Here is a 17,422-nt window from a genome sequence, read left to right on the forward strand (position 1 = left end):
CCGTGCGCTCGCGGCGATGTCGCGCGGCGATCTGTGCGTGCGTTCCGTGTTCCGGTGTTTCGCGTCGGCACGGTTCCCATCTGAACGAATCGCGGCTTAGTTCTACGGCGTGCATTTGCCCGAGTCGTCGCCAACGGGCCCGTCAGGAACCGTGCCGTCGGAACAGCGGCGCGGCCACCCCGGTCGAGAGTTCCTCGGGAGGAAAGTCGTCGGTGTCGCTCGCGCTGGCGAGATAGGTCGCGCTGTTGAGGAGGCCGATGTGGCTGAACGCCTGCGGGAAGTTCCCAAGGAAGGTGCCGTCCACGGCGTGGATCATCTCCGAGAGCAGGCCGAGCGACGACGTGTGATCCAGCAGTTGCTCGAACAGGTCATTGGCCTCATCGAGTCGTCCCGAGAGCACGAGTGCGTCGACGAGCCAGCACGAACAGAGGACGAACCCGCCGGGCTCTCGCGGCCGTGCGGGGCTGTCGGCGAACCGGTAGACCAGGCCGTCGTCGGTCGTCAACTCCTCGAGGATCGTGTCGATCGTGTTCTGGACGCGCTCGTCGTCGGCCGGCAGGAAGTCGTAGATCGGGATCAGCAGGGCCGTCGCGTCGAGGGCCTCGTCAGCACCGAAGAACTGCACGAAACTTTCCCGTTCGTCGCTGTATCCGCGTTCCTCGATCGCCTCCCGAACGGCCTCGCGCTCTCGCTCCCAGCGATCGAGCGGCCCGTCGCGATCGTACTCCTCGGCTACCCGGATCGCGCGATCGAGCGCGACCCAACACAGTAGCTTCGAGTGCACGAAGTGTTCGTGGAGGTCACGAAACTCCCAGATGCTCTTGTCCCGCTCGTCCCAGTGCTCGCAGACGTAGTCGGCGAGCGCGTGAATGGAATCCCAGTCCTGGTCCGAGAGCCCGTTCTCGTAGCGGATGGTCTCGTAGATCCCCTGGACGATCGTGCCGTAGATGTCCAGTTGCTCCTGGGCCGCGGCGGCGTTCCCGATCCGGATCGGGGTCGACCCGCGGTAACCCGACAGGTGGTCGAGATACTCCTCCTCGAGATCCGTTTCGCCGTGAAGTCCGTACAGCGGCTTGAGATCCCTGGGCGTCTCGTGACCGATCTCGCGGAACCACTCGAAGTACCGGCGGGCCTCGGTCGACTGTCCGACGCTGTGGAGTGCCTGGATAGTGAACTTCGCGTCGCGAATCCAGTTGTAGCGGTAGTCCCAGTTGAGTTCGCCGCCGATCTCCTCGGGAAGCGACGTGGTCGGCGCGGCCGGAATCGAGCCGGTTTCGTCGTGAATGAGCAGTTTGAGCACGAGCGCCGAGCGCACGAGGACGTCCCGCCACACCTCGTCGAACTCGAACAGGTCGGTCGCCGACTCCTCGCAACTGTCGAGCCACGCCCGCCAGTAGTCGATCGTCTCGTCGAGGAGCGCATGATATTCGTCCGCGGGCCGCCGATTCGGCGCCCCGTACTGGAGGTTGAACCAGCGCGTCTCGCCCTCTTCGACGGTTATCGTCGTCGTCGCGACCGCGGCAGCCTCGTCGACGGCGAGGTCGACGCCGCTGTGGAGATGGAGACTCCCCGGTTCGTGATCGCGCAGCCGATCGTCCTCGGGTGCTTCCGGCCGGGTTCCGTCTTCCGTCGCGTCGCCGGCGTCTCGGCGCTGCTCCCTCGCTACGACGTCGCCGGCGTCGTCTCGTTCGAGCGCGGTCGGCGCTCGTGCGTAGTCGAATCGCGGTTCGAAGACGACCGATAGTTCGACCGCTCCAGATACGCCCTCGATCTTCCGGAAGAGCGCCTGCTGGAACCGTTCGTCTCTCGATTCGCCCTCGTTCCGATCGTCATCGCGCTCCGCGTCGCGTACCGCCCCGGCTCCCGCGACCGGCATGAAATCCGTCACCGTCACCGTTCCGCCGTCCGTCTCGAAGGTCGTCTCGAGCACGTTCGTTCGATCGACGTACTCGTGGCTCGACTCGTAGGCCTCGACGGGTCGAACGGCGAACCGGCCGCCGTCCTCGGAATCGAGAATCGCGGCGAAGACGCTCGGCGACTCGAGGTGAGGAAAACAACACCAGTCGATCGAGCCGTTCCGACCGACGAGGGCGCAGCGATCGTCGTTCCCGATGACGCCGTACGCGTCGATCGGGAGATAGTCGTCGTCCATAGTGGCGTATCCCGTTATTCGACTCCCCACGGGTACGATGGCGCGATGGTGCTACTCGTGCGCGGGCCGGTAAAAGCGTAATTCGTACGATAGGCGGACCGTTTCTCTGGGGGTACTGACCAACTGCAGTGCATCTTATTCACGCGGTGGATCGTGAATGACGATTCGTCGTACACACAGTCGATCGTTCGGCTTGCAGGTGATGCGGACACCGCCGTCCTCGTCTGGCCGCTCTGCATCGCGGCGATCGTCGGCGTCGTCCTCGAGTGTGTCGCGTGCGGGGCACTTTTGGCCTCCCCGGACGGAGGCCGACGTAGATGCTGACGAAGGACTTGCTCCGCGTCTCGCGGGCCGGGGGCGGCTACCACCCCCAGTTCGCGACGCGCGAGCACCGCCCGCTCGCCGCCCGCATCATCGGTACGTATCAGGGACACGTCGGCGAGACGCGCGGGGCCCTCGAGACCGCGCTCACGAACCTGGAGCGCGAGGCGGACGACTTCAAACTCGTCCGCGGGTTCGCGGCCCTCGTCGATCGAGACGCGACGTTCGAGACCGACGCCCCGATCGATCCCGTACGCGCCCGAACGACGGCGTTCGAGGCGGCCGAGGCCGTCGGCGTCGTCACCGAAGACGAGCGATCGGCCGCGCTCGATCGAGCGGGCGACGCACTCGGGTCCAACGCGGCGGCCGTCGAGCGATCGCTGTACGCCGATCTCGAGGAGCGACAGGTCCTCGCGGCGGTAGATCCGCGATGGGATCCGGACGGCCTGCTCGCCCAGTACAACCTTTCGATCGCCCAGACGGCCCTGTTCGACGCGACCGAACTCCGGGTCCGATCGAGCGATCCGAAGGCGCTCGTCTCGGCGATCAAGCGGCTGCGACTGATGTACGAGATCCACAGGCTGGCCGCCGAGCAAGCCGGCCCGACCGAACGCGAGGTCGTCGTCACCGGACCGACCCACCTCTTCCGGGCCACGCGGCGGTACGGCACCCGGTTCGCGCGACTCCTGCGGACGATCGCGAAGAGCGAGACCTGGACGCTCGAGGCGACGATCGACGATCGGGGGACCGAGCGGACGCTCGAACTCTCCGACGCGGACCCGGTCCGGGTACCCGACGCCGAAGCCGTGGCGGACGTCTCGTTCGACAGCAGCGTCGAGGCGGACTTCGCCGGCCGGATCTCGAACCTGGACCTCGACTGGACGCTGGTCCGGGAACCCGAACCGCTCGCGACGGGCACGCGGGTGATGATCCCCGACTTCGCGTTCGAGTACGCCCACGCCGACTTCCGGGTCTACCTCGAGATCATGGGGTTCTGGACGCCCGAGTACGTGGCGAAGAAGCTTTCTCAGCTCGAGGACCTGGAGGACGTCGAACTGCTCGTCGCCGTCGACGAATCGCTCGGCGTCGGCGAAGAGATCGCCGCCCGCGACTTCCGGGCGATCCCCTACTCCGGTACCGTCCGGGTGAAGGACGTGGTCGACGTGCTCGGGGAGTACGAGCGCCAGCTGGTCGCCGAGAGCGCCGCCGACCTGCCGGCCGAACTCCGCCCGGACGACGACGTCGTCACGATCGAATCGGTGGCCGCGAGCCACGGCGTCAGCGAGGACGCGCTCGCGGAGGTCGCGTTTCCGGCCCACGAGCGGGTGGGCCGAACGCTCGTTCGGCCCGCTGTGCTCGAGACGGTTGCGGACGAGATCAAGGCCGGAATGTCCCTCTCCGACGCGGAGACCGTCTTCCAGAACCACGGCCTCGAGGACGCGAGCGCGGTGCTCTCGCGACTCGGCTACCGCGTCGAGTGGGAGGGGCTGGCCGGCGGGACGATCGCCGAACGATGAATCCGGAGCGACCCGTGACCGACGGATCGACCCCTCTCGGGCCATCTCGCCCGGTTTCGATCGATCGGGGCCGATCGATCCCCGACCGGCGGCCGCGTACGCCACCGAACCGCGCATAATTAGTACGACCTGTTCGAACGCGTACCTATGTGTGCGGGATGCTGGAGAACGATCGGGCTCTGTCTGTGTCTCGTCCTCGCGGGATGTGCCGGGTTCGCCCCGTCGGACGCGGACGATCCTGGGAACGAAACCGGGTCGATCGCAGGCGATCCGACCGCGCCGTACGACGCGCTTCCGGACGGCGAGACGGTCGTCGAGCGCCATCGGGACCGGCTTCGATCGGCCGGGTCGGTGACGATCGACGTCGAGTCGCAGTTCCGGGTCATCGGACCGGACGACGAACGGATCGAGCGAACGAACCGGACGGCCGAACTCGATTACACGACGTCGCCGCCGCGACGGCTGGTGGTCGACGGTGACGGCACGGAACGGTGGCTCGGCCCGGAACGGAACCTGACGAAACGGTCGTTCGGCGGCTACTCGCGGACGACCGGCTCGATCGACCTCGTCGACGGTCTCGATCCGGACACGATCGATTTCCTCGCGTTCGACGGGCCGACGGAAATCGATCGCGACGGGGGTCCGCACTATCGATACCGTGCGACCGGTATCGATCCGGCCTTCGAAGGCGCGTTCGAGGACGATTCGGAGACGGTCGAGAACGCGTCCGCGACGCTCGTCCTTCGCAGCGACGGCACCGTCGTCAGCGCGACCGAGTCGTTCGTGTTCGTCGACGGCGACACTCGGGTCGAGCAGTCTCGATCGGTCCGGTACGCGAACGTGGGCGAGACCGACGTGACCCGGCCGGACTGGTACGAAGAGGCCCTCGCCGAGACGGACCCGCTCCCACACGAGACGGTCACGGAGACGCTCGAGATTCCGGAGTCGAACGCGACGCTCGCGGTCACCGGGGAGGCGGGCGACGTCGCCAGCGACTACGGGCCCCATCCGACGTTCGACCCGGCCGGCACGTTCTCGGCCGACGAACTCGCGGCCGCGCAGGTCTCCTGTCTCGTCCAGGTCTATCTCCCCGAGTCGTACGATCGCGCGGAACTGACTCTGGAGTACGCGGACGAACACGTTCCCGGTGGCGACGAGGACGGCCTCGCGCTCACCCACTACGACGCCCGTTCCGGGAGTTTCACGACGATCGGCGACGTCGATCCGGCGACGAACACCGCGACGGCCTCGATCGATCGCGACGGCTACTATTTCGTCGTGCACGAGCCGACGTACGAGACGGCGTTCGTGAGCGGTGACGAGCCGTCCGAGACCGCACCGCCGCCGACGTGCGGGTAGCGACGCCGATCGATTTTGCACCCGTTCGGGCCAGCCGTTTCCGCTCTCCCAAGCCCACGACGGTACCGAGATCGACCGGGCGCTACAGTTCTCGCTGTCTCCCCTTCGGCACCATCGATCGGAGTTCGCCGTGAACGAACAGGCCGATCCCGAGGGGTTCGCGCTCACCAGCGACCTCGTGGGCGGCGATCAGGTACCCCCAGTCGCCGTCCCAGTCGCGCTCCTGATCCTCGCCGGCGGCGAAGCGCCGCGCCGCGTCCCGATCGAGGTCGATCACGCACTCGGTCGCGTGGCGGCCGAACCGCTGGGCGAAGTCCGTCGTCGGCTTCCAGTGCTCCTGTCGCGTCCGCAGACAGGTCATCCCGAGTGCCTCGATCTCGATCGGCGTCGGGGCCGTGCCGGCGTAGATCCAGATCTTGCCCGCGCCCTTCTCCCAGAAGGTGTGGTCGTCGAACGTTTCGGGCGGGATCCCGAACCGATCGGCGAAGTAGTCGAGGACGGCCTCGCGGCTGACCCGGCCCTCGACGGTTCGATCCGCGTCCGTGGCGGGGAGGCGATCGAACCGCTGGCCGTCGTTTTGCGCGAGGTCGTCGCCGGTCGTCGAGTCGTCCCCCATCAGGCGGTCACCTCCAGTTTCGCGACGAAGAAGCCGCCGGTGTCGTTCTGGTGCGGGTAGATCCGGGCGGCCCGCGAGAGGCTGTCGTCGAACGTCTCGCCGTCCCACCCGGTGAGTCCCGGCGAGTGATCGAGTCCGAGGGCGAAGTCGACGACGCGGCAGTCCTCCTCGTCCAGGGCGTGCTGGACGACGGCCTCGTTCTCCTCGGGGGCGAAGGTACAGGTGGAGTAGACGACCGTCCCGCCCTCGCGGGTCGCCTGGATCGCCCGCCGGAGAATGCCCTTCTGGATCCCCGTGACGGAGGCGATGTGGTCCGGAGACCAGTCGTCGAGCGCGTCGGGGTTCTTCCGGATCGTCCCCTCGCAGGAACAGGGTGCGTCGACGAGCGCCCGATCGAACACATCGAAGTCGAACCGGGAGAGCGAGTAGTTGCGGGCGTCGGCGTTCGTGACGGCGAGGCTCGTCGCGCCGAGTCGTTCCGCGTTGAACCGCAGGGCCGAAATCCGGCCGAGGTTGCTGTCGTTGGCGACGACGGTGCCCCGATCGTCCATCAGGGCCGCGATCTGGGTCGCCTTGCCGCCGGGCGCGGCACAGCAGTCCCAGACGCGCTCGCCGGGCTGGGGGTCGAGGACGACCGGCGGGACGGCCGAGACCTCCTCCTGGCCGTGGGTAAAGCCGTGGAAGGAGGTCCACGTCGACCCGGGGGAGTCGGTCTCGAGTCGCAACACGCGCGGGTTCCAGTCGGCCTGCTCGTAGGCGACGCCGTCCTCGTCCAGCGCCTCGAGCGTGCGATCGACCGGGACCTTGATCGTGTTCACGCGAACGGCGTTGCCCAGCGGCCGCTCGCAAGCTGCGAGAAACGCCTCGAAGTCGTCGACGATGGGTCGATACCGCTCGAGTGGCTCCATTACCGTCGGCTTCGACCGGCCGGCGTTTGTGGGTTTCGAACCGCGGTCGTTCGGCGAACACGGCCGTCGATCACGAACACGCCGCCTCAGTCTTTATTACACTGACACCCGATCGTGTCGATATGGCACGCATCCAGCGACAGGGGCCGGAAGCTGACCTCGACGATCCGATCCTCGTCGAGGGGTTTCCGGGCCTCGGCCTCGTCGGCAAGATCGCGACCGACCACCTCGTCAGCGAACTCGACATGCGCCACTACGCGAACGTCGACTGCGAGGGGCTGCCGGAGGTCGGCGTCTACCGCGGGGGCGATCGAACGGTCCGGCCGCCCGTCCGGATCTACGCTAGCGAGGACCACGACCTGCTCGCGCTCCAGAGCGACACGCCGATCAGCGCACAGGCGATTCGGACGGTCGCGGACTGCGTGACGGGGTGGATCGACTCACAGGATGCGACGCCGGTCTACCTCAGCGGCCTGCCCGCGGAGCGGGACGACCGGCCCGACGTCTACGGCATCGCGACCGGCGACGCCGGCGAGACGCTCGATCGGCTGGACATCGACGTTCCGCCGGAGGACGGGGTCGTCACCGGGCCGACGGGGGCGCTCATCAACCGCACCGCACAGCGCGGCACCGATAGTTTCGGGCTCGTCGTTCAGTCGAATCCGCAGTTTCCCGACCCGGAGGCCGCAAGCGTCCTGCTCGAGGACGGGGTCGCCCCGATCGCCGACCTCTCGATCGACGTCCAGGACCTGATCGATCGGGCCGAGGAGATCAGGCAGAAACGGGAGCAACTCGCCCGACAGATGCAACAGATCGGGCAGGACGAGAGTTCGCAGGCACAGCCGCTCCGGATGTACCAGTAGCGCGCATTCGCCGGAAGTGCCCTTCCGCTTTCGCAACCCCTTTTCGCGTCGTGGCCCACCCTCCGGACATGAGCCAGGACCGTTCTCCGGAGACCTGTCCGACCACCAACGGAATGCCGATGCTCGGTCTCGGCACGTGGCAAAACACCGACCCCGACCAGTGCGCCGAGAGCGTCCGGACGGCCCTCGAGATGGGGTATCGTCACGTCGACACTGCCCAGGCCTACGAGAACGAGGGCGACGTCGGCGAGGGCCTCGCACGCGCCGACGTCGATCGGGAGGACGTCTTCCTCGCGACGAAGATCTGGATCTCGAACCTCGCCCACGACGACGTCCTCGAGACGGCCCGGGAGAGCCTCGATCGCCTCGGCGTCGATTCCCTCGACCTGCTGTACGTCCACTGGCCCGCCCGGACGTACGAGCCCGACGAAACCCTCTCGGCCTTCTCGAAACTGTACGACGAGGGGTTGATCGAGAACGTCGGCGTCAGCAACTTCCTGCCGGAGCAACTTGAGGCGGCGATCGAGATCTGTGACGCGCCGATCGTGGCGAACCAGGTCGAACTGCATCCGATGCTCCCTCAGCCCGACCTTCGCGAGGCCTGCGACCGTCACGACGTCGACGTCGTCGCCTACTCGCCGCTGGCCCGCGGTGCGGTCTTCGACCAGCCCACCATTCAGGAGGTCGCCGACAAACACGACGCGAGCGAAGCCCAGATCAGCCTCGCCTGGCTCCGCGAGAAAGGCGTCACCGCGATCCCGAAAGCCACCGGCGAGGCCCACATTCGTGACAACTGGGAGTCACTGGCGGTCGAGCTAGACGCCGAGGACGTCGACGCGATCGATTCGATCGAGGAGCGGAGTCGGAAGGTCGACCCGGACTTCGGACCGTGGAACTGACGGTCCAGTAACCTATCGCTCGCGAAGAACAATCAGGAACGTTTACGGTACGTCGGCTTTTTGGCTCGCGTATGTCCACCCGTTCACGACGCGGTGGCGGTGGTGGCGTGGTCGGCGCGATCAGGGCCGACCTCCAGCGGTTACACGGTGCCTGGATGGAACTCGTCTTCCCACGCCAGCGCGGCCGCGGCCACTCCGTCATGGGGAAGTGGAAGCCCGAAACCCTCCCACAGAAGATCGGCTATCACGGCTGGAGCGTCCTCGGGACGATCGGCCTGGTGCTTCTCTACCCGCTCACTGTCGTCGGTCTCGCGACCCGCTACTACGCGGCGAAACTCGACTCGACCCGGACTCGACTGGGAATCGTCGGCGTCACCGGCATCGCCCTGCTCGGTTGGGGCCTGCTGACGGTCATCTGGGGCGCGATGTCGTACATGGAACAGGTCGACATCCCCCTGGACGCGGTCCTCGCCGTGGCGGCGGCCAGCGGCGTCGCGACGCTTTCGACCGCGCTCGCCGCGACGTTTTCGAAGGTCGGCGGGCGCGGCGTGACGGTCGCCCTCGCGTACCCGTCCGCGATGACGGCACTGTTCCTCCCGCCCGTCGTGGCGGCGCTCGTGACGCCGTCGCTGCATCCGTACGTCCTCGATCCCAGCTACGAGTTCGCCGCCTGGGCGCTCGACAACGTCCTGTTCGTCGGCGGCGTCAACGAGTACCTCCGGGCGAACTTCCAGCTCGAGGGGGCCGCCTACGCGGCGATGTGGTTCGGCATCTCGATCCCGCTGGGCTGGTTCCTCGGAATCGTCGTCGCGCTGGCGAACCTCGTTCGCCCCTCGGAGTAGCCACCCACCTGATTTTCGCGCTCGATCGCCCGACGTGAGCGGACTGCCGATTCCCGGGATCATTAGGTTCCCCCTTCCCAACGGTCTCGTATGGAATTCGACCTTCCAAAGACCGCGATCGTGTTCCTCGTCGTGATCGGCCTCGGGGTCGGCGGACTGATCGCCGCACCCATGATGACCACGGGCACCGTCCTGACGATGGTCGCCCCGTCGATGATCGTCTTCGGACTGCTCATGCTCGCCATCGGCGTCAAACACGGCGAGTACCGCGCGCTGCACTGATCGGCTTCGATCGCGTTCTCGGCGGTCAGTACTGGAGACGGCGCGACCGAAACACGTCGGTAGTCGCCACCGGCGGCGCTACCGATCGCACCCGTCGACCGCTGGAAGCGTCATCGAAAACGTCGATCCCTCGCCCGGCTCCGACTCGACCCAGATCTCCCCGCCGTGACGTTCGACGATCCGCTCACAGAGCGCGAGTCCGATGCCCGTCCCCTCGTACTCCTCGCGGCTGTGCAGTCGATCGAAGACGTCGAACACGCGGTCCTGATCGTCCGGATCGATGCCGATTCCGCTGTCGTGGACCGAGACTACCCAGTCGTCTCCCTGCCGTTCGGCGTCGACGTGAATCTGCGGCGGATCGTCGCCGCTGTAGGTGATCGCGTTGGTGATCAGGTTCTGGAGAACCTGCCGGAGTTGACTGGCGTCGCCCGCCACGCGAGGGAGTTGTTCGGTCGTGATCGTCGCATCGGTCTCTTCGATCTGTATCTGCAGGTCGTTGAGCACGTTTCCGAGGGTGAGGTCCAGTTCTACCGGTTCGAACGGATCGCCGTTCGTATCGACGCGGGAGTATTCGAGTAATGCGTCGATCATTTTTCTCATTCGATCGGCGCCGTCGACGGCGAACTCGAGGAACTCCTCGCCCTCGTCGTCGAAGGTATCGCCGTACCGATTTTCGAGTAACTGGAGGTAGCTCGTTACCATCCGGAGCGGTTCCTGGAGGTCGTGGCTGGCGGCGTAGGCGAACCCCTCGAGTCGCTCGTTCGACTCCTCGAGTTTCCGCTCGTGTCGCCTCTGTTCGAGTTCGTACTTCAGCCACTGACCCATCAGATGCTGGAACGTCCGATCGGCGTCCGAGAACTCCCGTCGACGCGGCTCGGAGGAGACGAAGAAGAACGTTCGATCCGGCGCGTTCTCGAGCGGAATCCGCGTTCCGAGATACGTCTCGAAGCCGAATTCGTCGTACGCGATCGTGTCTTCGAAACCGTAGGTCTCGGGATCGGTAACCGCGGCCGTCTCGTCGGTCGCGACAGTCATCCGACAGTACGTCTCGGACAGCGGCACCTCCGCTCCCGGCGTCAGGTGATCGTGGTCGCCGCTGACCGCTTCGATCTCGAAGGTGTTGCTCGCCGGGTCGACCGTCGCGAGTCCGCCCACTTCGAGGTCGAATCGGTTCCGGCCTAGCTCGAAGAGATCCTGTAGTTTCTCGTCGAACGATTGAGCAGAATCGGCGGCTATTTCGATCTGTCGTTCGAGATGTTGTTGGTGGTCCCGCAGTTCGAGACGGGCCTTCGTTCGGTCCAGCAACGTGCCCATCATTCGATCGATTTCGCGTTCGGGTTGATCGGGACCGAAGAACTCCTCGGGCGGCGTGTAGTAGAAGTTCTGACAGACCGTGTTATCGTAAATCAGGTGCGGGTGGGTCTTGATGATATCGCGGATGATCTCGGCGGAGAACTGCTCGCGGTTGTACTGACAGAGCGCGATCCCGTTCGCGTCCGGCAGGAGGGTGTTGAGTTTGCCCTCGTACTCGACGAGTTCTTCGAGGGGCGGATCGTCGCCGAAGACCCACGTCATTTCGCCGGTGATCCGGACTCCCTCGAACGCTTCGGTTCCGTCCTCGATCGTCTCCGAGATGAACGCGATCATTTCGTCGGGGTCGAACGAACCGTTCCGAAGGTACGAATCCTGTGCCGTATACATGACCAGCGCCCCCGAGTCGAGCGCGGCGTCGACGTCGACGCCGCCGTCACGGAGGGCCGCACGTACCTCCGCGGTGTCGTTCTCGTCGGCGATGTAGACGCATCGCTCTCCGCGATCGAGACCGTGCTTGATGTACGGAATCGCCGTTGCGAACTGCTCGGCCTGCGATTCGTAAATGAACGCGAGGTGGTCGTAGGACTCGTGTTCGGCGACCGGTTCGACTGGCCCGTCGAACTCTGCACTATCCTGGAGCGCTTCGAGACCGGTTTCGAGTCCAAGAAACTCATCTCTCGGGGTGGATATTGGTTGGCTCATGGTGTGGGGAGGTTCAGCACCGCGTATCGATCGAGCAGGGCCGCGCGCTCGCCGGGGTCCGCGTCCGCGTCAGCAGTCGGGTAACACGCTTATAATGCGTACAGGAATAAAGGACCCGGTTATATAGCGTTCGATACTCGTGACAGTGGCTGAATACGAAAAATCCGCGCTTTCGGTGTCCTGCTATTCATCCGCGAACAGTTCGTCCCGCCGTGACCCGCCCGTTCGTACGGGCTACCGTCCGTCGGTTCCGGTGCAATCGCGGATCGATCCGGTTGCACCGTGACAGCAGACCGTATCGGGCCGCCGAACGGGCCGTCGACGGGGCCGGTCAGTCGCGCCGCTCTCGATCGGTCTCGAACAGATCGGGATCGTCCTCGAGCGCCCGCGCTGCGAGCCAGCAGTTCGCCAGGGGGTGATAGCCGGGTTCCACTTCGGGGCCGTGGTTGGGGCCGTCCCGGTCGTGCTCACGAGTCAGTCGCTCGTACCAGTTCCCGAACCGGCGGTTGATCAGGTGCTCCTGCGCGTACTCCCAGAGCCGATCGTACCAGTCGACGTACGACTCGTCGTCCCGGCTCAGGAGTGCGCTCGCGCCGATCGCCTCCGCGTGGACCCAGCCGTACTTGTCGGGAACGATCGGTTCGCCGTCGTCCTCGACGGTGTAGTAGAGGCCGCCGTGGTCGTCGTCCCAGCCGAGATCGATCGCGGTATCGAAGAGGTCGCGAGCGCGCTCCCGGAGCCACCCCGCCGGTCGGTAGTCAGAAAGGAGCGCGAGCAGTTTCGCCCACTCGACGTGGTGGCCGGGCTGGTACCCCGGCGGGCGGAACTGGTGGCGCGGCTGGTCCTCGTTGTACGAGAGGTCGGGCTCCCACTCCTCGGTGTAGTGTTCCCACAGCAGGCCGTCGGTCGCACTCGTCACCTCGCGGGTGAAGCGATCGGCGACGGTGTACGCCCGGTCGAGATACCGGTCGTCGCCGGTGGCCTCGTAGGCCGCGAGGAGCGCCTCGCAGGCGTGCATGTTCGCGTTCGCCCCGCGGTACGACGAGACGGTTCTCCATTCTGGGGTCGCCCGATCGGCGTACAGGTCGTGGTCGGGCTCCCAGAACCGCTCTTCGAGGACGTCGAACGCGCGCTCGAGTACCGCTCGAGCGTCCGGAATGCCGGCCTGGTACGCTCGCGCCCCCGCGAGGAGGACGAAGGCGTGGCCGTAGCAGTACCGCGTCCGATCGGTCGCGGTCCGGCCGTCGAGGAGCCAGTCGTATCCTCTCCGTTCGTCGTCCCAGTGGGCGTTGGAGAGAAACTGCAGGCCGTGTTCGGCGGCGTACTCACACCAGTGGGGGCCGTCCGCGAGGACGCCCAGGCTGAAGTTGTGGACGCCCCGGGCCGTGGCAACGAGGTGCTTCGTCCGGGCGTCGTAGACGTGGCCATCGCGTTCGTCGAGCTGTGCGACGTAGCCGCCGGTCGCGGTGTCGAGACAGGCCGGATAGTAGAAGTTCAGTACGTCCCTGAACTGGTGACGGAGGCCGTCTCGCGAGCGATAGATGGTCACAGATACGTCGATCGTTTACTCGAACCGACATAGTAATTCGGGATGGAACGAGCGGACCGCTCGCGGGGGTCTAACAGGTCGAAACGAGTGCAAAACGCGTGGAACGGGCTCGAAACGGCGATCGTCGTCGAGGCGAACGCCTCCGTTACATGTAGCCGAGGTCGCGCAGGCGCTCCATCAGGTCCTCTTTGTCCTGGGCGCGGCCCGCGCGCTCGGTGGTTCCCTCGAGGTCCTGCAGCCAGGCTGGTTCCTGGTCGCTCTTTTCGGTGCTGACTTCGCTGCCGAGCGATCGGAAGCCGGCGAAGTACTTCGGCGAGATCGGGACGTCGTCCTGTTCGACGCCCTCCGGGAGGTCGTCGTCGCTTTCGGGGACGTAACCCTCCTCGGGGAACGCCTCGACGGTGTCCGGAACGACGAAGTTCCAGAACGCCTCCCACACTGCGGCCTCGTCGAACTGCAGGATGGGCTGGATGCGATCGTGTGGCGGGTAGATGTCCGGATCGTGGCGCGGCGAGAAGAACGTCTCGTCGGCGCGGGCCTCCTGCTCGTCCCAGCGGACGCCGGAGATGACGCCGTCGATGTCGTACTCCTCCAGGGCGTCGTTGAGCGCGACCGTCTTCAGCAGGTGGTTGCCGACGTAGGTGTCGAGCAGGAACGGGAACGTGTCCTCCTCGTACTCTAAGATCTCTCGGACGTGGTGCTGGTTGTGCTCGGAGAGGTCCGAGATGTCGATCTCGTCGCCCGGTTCGAGGTCGTGCTCGTCGACGTACTCGCCGACGTCCTCGTTGCGTGCGTAGATGACCTCGAGGTCCCACTCCTCGGCCCAGTGGTCGACGAAGTCGTGGATCTCGTCGAAGTGCTGGTAGTGGTCGATGAAGACCGCGGGGGGTACCTCGAGGTCGAACCGATCGGCGACCTCCTTGATGAAGTACAGCGTGAGCGTCGAGTCCTTGCCGCCGGTCCACATGACCGCCGGGTTCTCGTAGGACTCGAGACCCTCGCGGGTGACCTCGATCGCCTTCTCGATCTTGTCCTGGATGTGGGGATAGTCAGCGGGATCCTCACCGTCGCCGTCGTCGTAGTCGACGTCGATGTACTCGGGGAAGTTCGCTGTCATGGAGTGTAATTAGATATAATTACCTGGGTTAAACCGTTTGTGGGAGCGGAAACCTCTGCAGGGGTCGCGGTCGACTCGGACCGACGGCTCCGCGGCCGGGGATCGTTCGCTGTCTCCGCCGCTTCGGGGGCGCTCCCGGCCGAAATCCGGGCCGATCGAGTCGGGCCGGCGTGGTTCGACCGGCGACCGCGGATCGCCCGTCCGTTCACGTCACCGGAGACAGTTCCGGTTCGACGTCCGTTTCCGGGTCGACGTCGTCGACTCGCTGTGCGAGTGCGCTGACGATGCGGCGGCTGGCCAGCCCGTCTCCGTAGGGCTGGACGTTCGAGTCGGGGTCCCGATCGGCCGTAAGCGCCGTGCGAATCCGATCGGCGTTCGGCCCCACGAGAACGTTCCAGCCGCTGTCGACCGTCTCGGTCCACTCCGTTTCGTTCCGCAGGGTGACACAGGGCGTCTCGACGAAGAACGCTTCCTTCTGGACGCCGCCGGAGTCCGTCGCGACGCGCTCGGCCGCGTCCAGCAGGCGAACGAAATCGAGGTAGCCGAGCGGTTCGAGCAGTTCGAACTCGCGTTCGGCGCGCTCGCGGAGTCCGTACTCCTCGAGACGGTCCACCGTTCGCGGGTGCGCCGGGAAGACGACCGGGTGTGGCGCGTCGGCGAAGCCGTCGAGGATCGCCGCGAGGTTCGATCGAACGTCGGTGTTCCCCTCCCGGTGGACGGTCGCGAGGACGAACTCGCCGGGGTCGATGCCGAGGTCGTCGAGAATCGTCGCGTTCTCGATCGCGCGATCGCGGGCCTCGAGGATCGCGTCGTACATCACGTCGCCGGTCCAGTAGACGTCCTCCGTGACTCCCTCGGCGGCGAGGTTCGCGACGGCGCGCTTGCTCGGCGCGAAACAGCAATCGGCGGCGTGATCGGTGAGGATCCGGTTGATCTCCTCGGGCATGTCCCGGTTGTCGCTTCGAAGCCCGGCCTCGACGTGGGCCACGGTGACGTCGCACTTCGACCCGACGATCGCCCCCGCGAGGGTCGAGTTCGTATCGCCGTAGAGCAACAGGACGTCGGGGTCGTGATTCTCGACGACGGGTTCGATCGCCGCGATCATGTTCGCCGTCTGTTCGCCGTGTGGACCCGACCTGACGCCGAGATTGTAGTCCGGGTCCGGAATGGCGAGTTCATCGAAGAAGACGTCCGACAGCTCCTCGTCGTAGTGCTGGCCGGTGTGGACGAGGATCTCGTCCCCGATCGTTCGGAGCTTCCGCGAGACGACCGCAGCCTTGACGAACTGCGGGCGCGCGCCGACGATCGAACAGACCTGCATCACTGCACCTCCACGGCGGTCCGGCCGATCGGTACTGGACGCCCACCGTTCGATACCCCAGTGAGCCGCTTCCAGCCGGTATCCGCCACGAGTGACGTTATATCGAGTTGATACGTGATCGGGAGGGTGCTGGAGAGTCGGCCTGTCATTCGGTCAGAAACACCTTGTAGCCGCTCCTTCCAGTAGGTTCGGTATAGTTAGTAGTGGGATACACGATAGTAGTTGCGAACTGACTGTTCCGGTAGTCGTCCCCTGTGCTCCGATCGCCGGACCACGGTGACGGGGGCGCGGTGAACGCGCTCCCTCGAAACCGCCCGGAAGCACCGTCGACGGACCGCTCTCGTACACATCTATTAATTCTCGTGACAGTCACGAACCCAATTGTTTATCCCGATCTGATACCTACGTCGACCGTATGCTCGACCTCGCCAGTATCGGACTCGTACTCGGCGGTATCGTCCTCCTGTTCGCCGGTGCCGCGCTCTCGGTGTACGGCGTCGTGCTCCTCGGGACGGTCCTGGGCGGCAGCGGCGGCTACCTCGTCGGCCCGTCCGTCGCCGCGGCTGCTGGCGTCGACGGCGTCGCGGCCACCGTCGCCCCGGTCGTCCTCGGGGCCATCGGCGGCGGCCTCGCCGGCTACCTCCTCTTGTCGATCGCGGTCGCCGCGATGAGTTTCGTCGTCGGAACCTTCGTCGGAGCGACCGCACTGGCGCCGCTCCTCGTCGACGGTCAGTGGTACCTCGAGTGGGGGGCCGCGATCGCGATCGGCGTCGCCGCGGCCGTTCTCGGAATGATCCTGACGAAGTGGACGATGGGGGCCATCACGGCGTTCGTCGGGGCCGCGTTCGCCTCCCGATCGCTCACCGTCGACCAGTTCGTCGCCGCGCGCGAGGCGCTGCATCCGGAGCCGTTGCTGTTCGACGTCACCGCCCCGCTGTTCCTCGCGCTCGTCACGCTCGGTCTCCTCTCGCAGATCGGCCTGTTCAAGTTCGGCTACGTGACGCGAATCGCCCGGCTGATGCCCGGATTCAAGGCGCTTCCCGATCGGCGGCGGGACGAGTCCGAACCGACGTAGCCGGGGGACAGTCCGCCGGCCCGACCGCCGCGACGTAGGCGACCGGGCCGACAGTATTTCATACGGTTTACTGTACGTCATTTCCGGCGCAACCGCCGCCCGGATCGCGGTTGCGCCGGTACATCGGTACAGCAATCCGTATCAGTCGGGCCGTCGAACCCAACGCGTATGTCGATCGATCGCTACGCGGAGGTCGTCTCGGATCTCGATCCCGCAGAAGGCGACGTCGAGACCGGCGAACTGGTCGTCACGGACGACGTACTCGTGAAAGTATTCGCACTCGGCCCGGACGCGGAACTCGATCCGCACGAACACGCCGAGAGCACGAACGTCTTTCACGTCCTCGAGGGGTCGGCCACCGTCCTCCAGGACGGGGAGAGCGAGCGGGTCGACGCGCCCGGCGTCGTCCTCCACGAACGGGGGGTCGTCCACGGTGCACGGAACGAGACTGACGAGACCGTGATCCTCACTGCCAGTCTGTGTCCGTTGCCGTCGTAGGTCCCACCACGCGTCGATCGGGATCACGAAAAACCGGGCCGACTACCTGCGGTTTCGCTTCTCGGCGCTATAGTAGCCACTGAAAGT

Annotated in this window: 15 protein-coding genes; 8 read left to right on the plus strand and 7 right to left on the minus strand. The window is 66.0% G+C overall.

All coding sequences use genetic code 11. The features are described 5' to 3' along the window. Positions 1 to 142 precede the first annotated feature (142 nt). Complete coding sequence (locus MUN73_RS15955) at positions 143 to 2,152, minus strand: glycoside hydrolase family 15 protein (protein ID WP_250141503.1); 2,010 nt, start codon at positions 2,150 to 2,152, stop codon at positions 143 to 145. A gap of 317 nt (positions 2,153 to 2,469) precedes the next feature. On the opposite strand from MUN73_RS15955, the gene MUN73_RS15960 reads away from it, so the two are divergent. Next, on the plus strand, positions 2,470 to 3,990 hold the full coding sequence (locus MUN73_RS15960) for a DUF790 family protein (protein WP_250141504.1): 1,521 nt from the start codon (positions 2,470 to 2,472) through the stop codon (positions 3,988 to 3,990). Positions 3,991 to 4,137: 147 nt separating this feature from the next. Continuing rightward, entirely contained in the window at positions 4,138 to 5,349 is a 1,212-nt protein-coding gene (locus tag MUN73_RS15965) for a hypothetical protein (RefSeq protein WP_250141505.1), read from the plus strand. A gap of 82 nt (positions 5,350 to 5,431) precedes the next feature. On the opposite strand, the gene MUN73_RS15970 is transcribed toward MUN73_RS15965, so the two are convergent. Both MUN73_RS15970 and MUN73_RS15975 read right to left on the minus strand, forming a co-directional pair. After that, positions 5,432 to 5,965 carry a DUF7122 family protein gene (locus MUN73_RS15970; RefSeq protein WP_250141506.1) on the minus strand — a complete coding sequence of 178 codons (534 nt, stop codon included), beginning with the start codon at positions 5,963 to 5,965 and terminating at the stop codon, positions 5,432 to 5,434. Then, positions 5,965 to 6,873 carry an RsmB/NOP family class I SAM-dependent RNA methyltransferase gene (locus MUN73_RS15975; protein ID WP_250141507.1) on the minus strand — a complete coding sequence of 303 codons (909 nt, stop codon included), beginning with the start codon at positions 6,871 to 6,873 and terminating at the stop codon, positions 5,965 to 5,967. Before MUN73_RS15975 ends, MUN73_RS15970 begins: the two co-directional genes overlap by 1 nt. A gap of 122 nt (positions 6,874 to 6,995) precedes the next feature. Here MUN73_RS15975 and MUN73_RS15980 point away from each other — a divergent pair, with 122 nt between their 5' ends. The 4 genes from MUN73_RS15980 to MUN73_RS15995 all read left to right on the plus strand — a co-directional run bounded on the left by MUN73_RS15980 (position 6,996) and on the right by MUN73_RS15995 (position 9,759). After that, entirely contained in the window at positions 6,996 to 7,736 is a 741-nt protein-coding gene (locus tag MUN73_RS15980; RefSeq protein ID WP_250141508.1) for a proteasome assembly chaperone family protein, read from the plus strand. 68 nt (positions 7,737 to 7,804) lie between these two features. Next, the gene (locus MUN73_RS15985; RefSeq protein WP_250141509.1) at positions 7,805 to 8,635 is read left to right on the plus strand and encodes an aldo/keto reductase; all 831 of its coding nucleotides are present in this window, start codon (positions 7,805 to 7,807) and stop codon (positions 8,633 to 8,635) included. 71 nt (positions 8,636 to 8,706) lie between these two features. After that, positions 8,707 to 9,477 carry a hypothetical protein gene (locus MUN73_RS15990; RefSeq protein WP_250141510.1) on the plus strand — a complete coding sequence of 257 codons (771 nt, stop codon included), beginning with the start codon at positions 8,707 to 8,709 and terminating at the stop codon, positions 9,475 to 9,477. A 90-nt stretch (positions 9,478 to 9,567) separates the two neighbouring features. Further along, entirely contained in the window at positions 9,568 to 9,759 is a 192-nt protein-coding gene (locus MUN73_RS15995; RefSeq protein ID WP_250141511.1) for a DUF7333 family protein, read from the plus strand. Positions 9,760 to 9,837: 78 nt separating this feature from the next. On the opposite strand, the gene MUN73_RS16000 is transcribed toward MUN73_RS15995, so the two are convergent. From MUN73_RS16000 to wecB, 4 genes are all read right to left on the minus strand, one after another. Continuing rightward, entirely contained in the window at positions 9,838 to 11,775 is a 1,938-nt protein-coding gene (locus MUN73_RS16000) for an MEDS domain-containing protein (RefSeq protein WP_250141512.1), read from the minus strand. Between the two features lie 331 nt (positions 11,776 to 12,106). Then, positions 12,107 to 13,324, minus strand: a complete 1,218-nt coding sequence (locus MUN73_RS16005; protein WP_250141513.1) for an AGE family epimerase/isomerase — start codon at positions 13,322 to 13,324, stop codon at positions 12,107 to 12,109. Positions 13,325 to 13,469: 145 nt separating this feature from the next. After that, the gene (locus tag MUN73_RS16010; protein ID WP_250141514.1) at positions 13,470 to 14,441 is read right to left on the minus strand and encodes a phosphoadenosine phosphosulfate reductase family protein; all 972 of its coding nucleotides are present in this window, start codon (positions 14,439 to 14,441) and stop codon (positions 13,470 to 13,472) included. Positions 14,442 to 14,646: 205 nt separating this feature from the next. Continuing rightward, positions 14,647 to 15,762, minus strand: coding sequence for a non-hydrolyzing UDP-N-acetylglucosamine 2-epimerase (wecB, locus tag MUN73_RS16015; protein ID WP_250141515.1), 1,116 nt, complete (start codon positions 15,760 to 15,762; stop codon positions 14,647 to 14,649). A gap of 415 nt (positions 15,763 to 16,177) precedes the next feature. Here wecB and MUN73_RS16020 point away from each other — a divergent pair, with 415 nt between their 5' ends. Together MUN73_RS16020 and MUN73_RS16025 are read left to right on the plus strand one after the other, a co-directional pair. Beyond that, positions 16,178 to 16,837 carry a phosphate ABC transporter permease gene (locus tag MUN73_RS16020; RefSeq protein ID WP_250141516.1) on the plus strand — a complete coding sequence of 220 codons (660 nt, stop codon included), beginning with the start codon at positions 16,178 to 16,180 and terminating at the stop codon, positions 16,835 to 16,837. 168 nt (positions 16,838 to 17,005) lie between these two features. Further along, a complete protein-coding gene (locus MUN73_RS16025) occupies positions 17,006 to 17,335 on the plus strand; it encodes a cupin domain-containing protein (RefSeq protein WP_250141517.1) in 330 nt (109 codons plus the stop codon). Positions 17,336 to 17,422: the final 87 nt, after the last annotated feature.

The organism is Halosolutus amylolyticus (assembly GCF_023566055.1).
GTDB lineage: Archaea > Halobacteriota > Halobacteria > Halobacteriales > Natrialbaceae > Halosolutus > Halosolutus amylolyticus.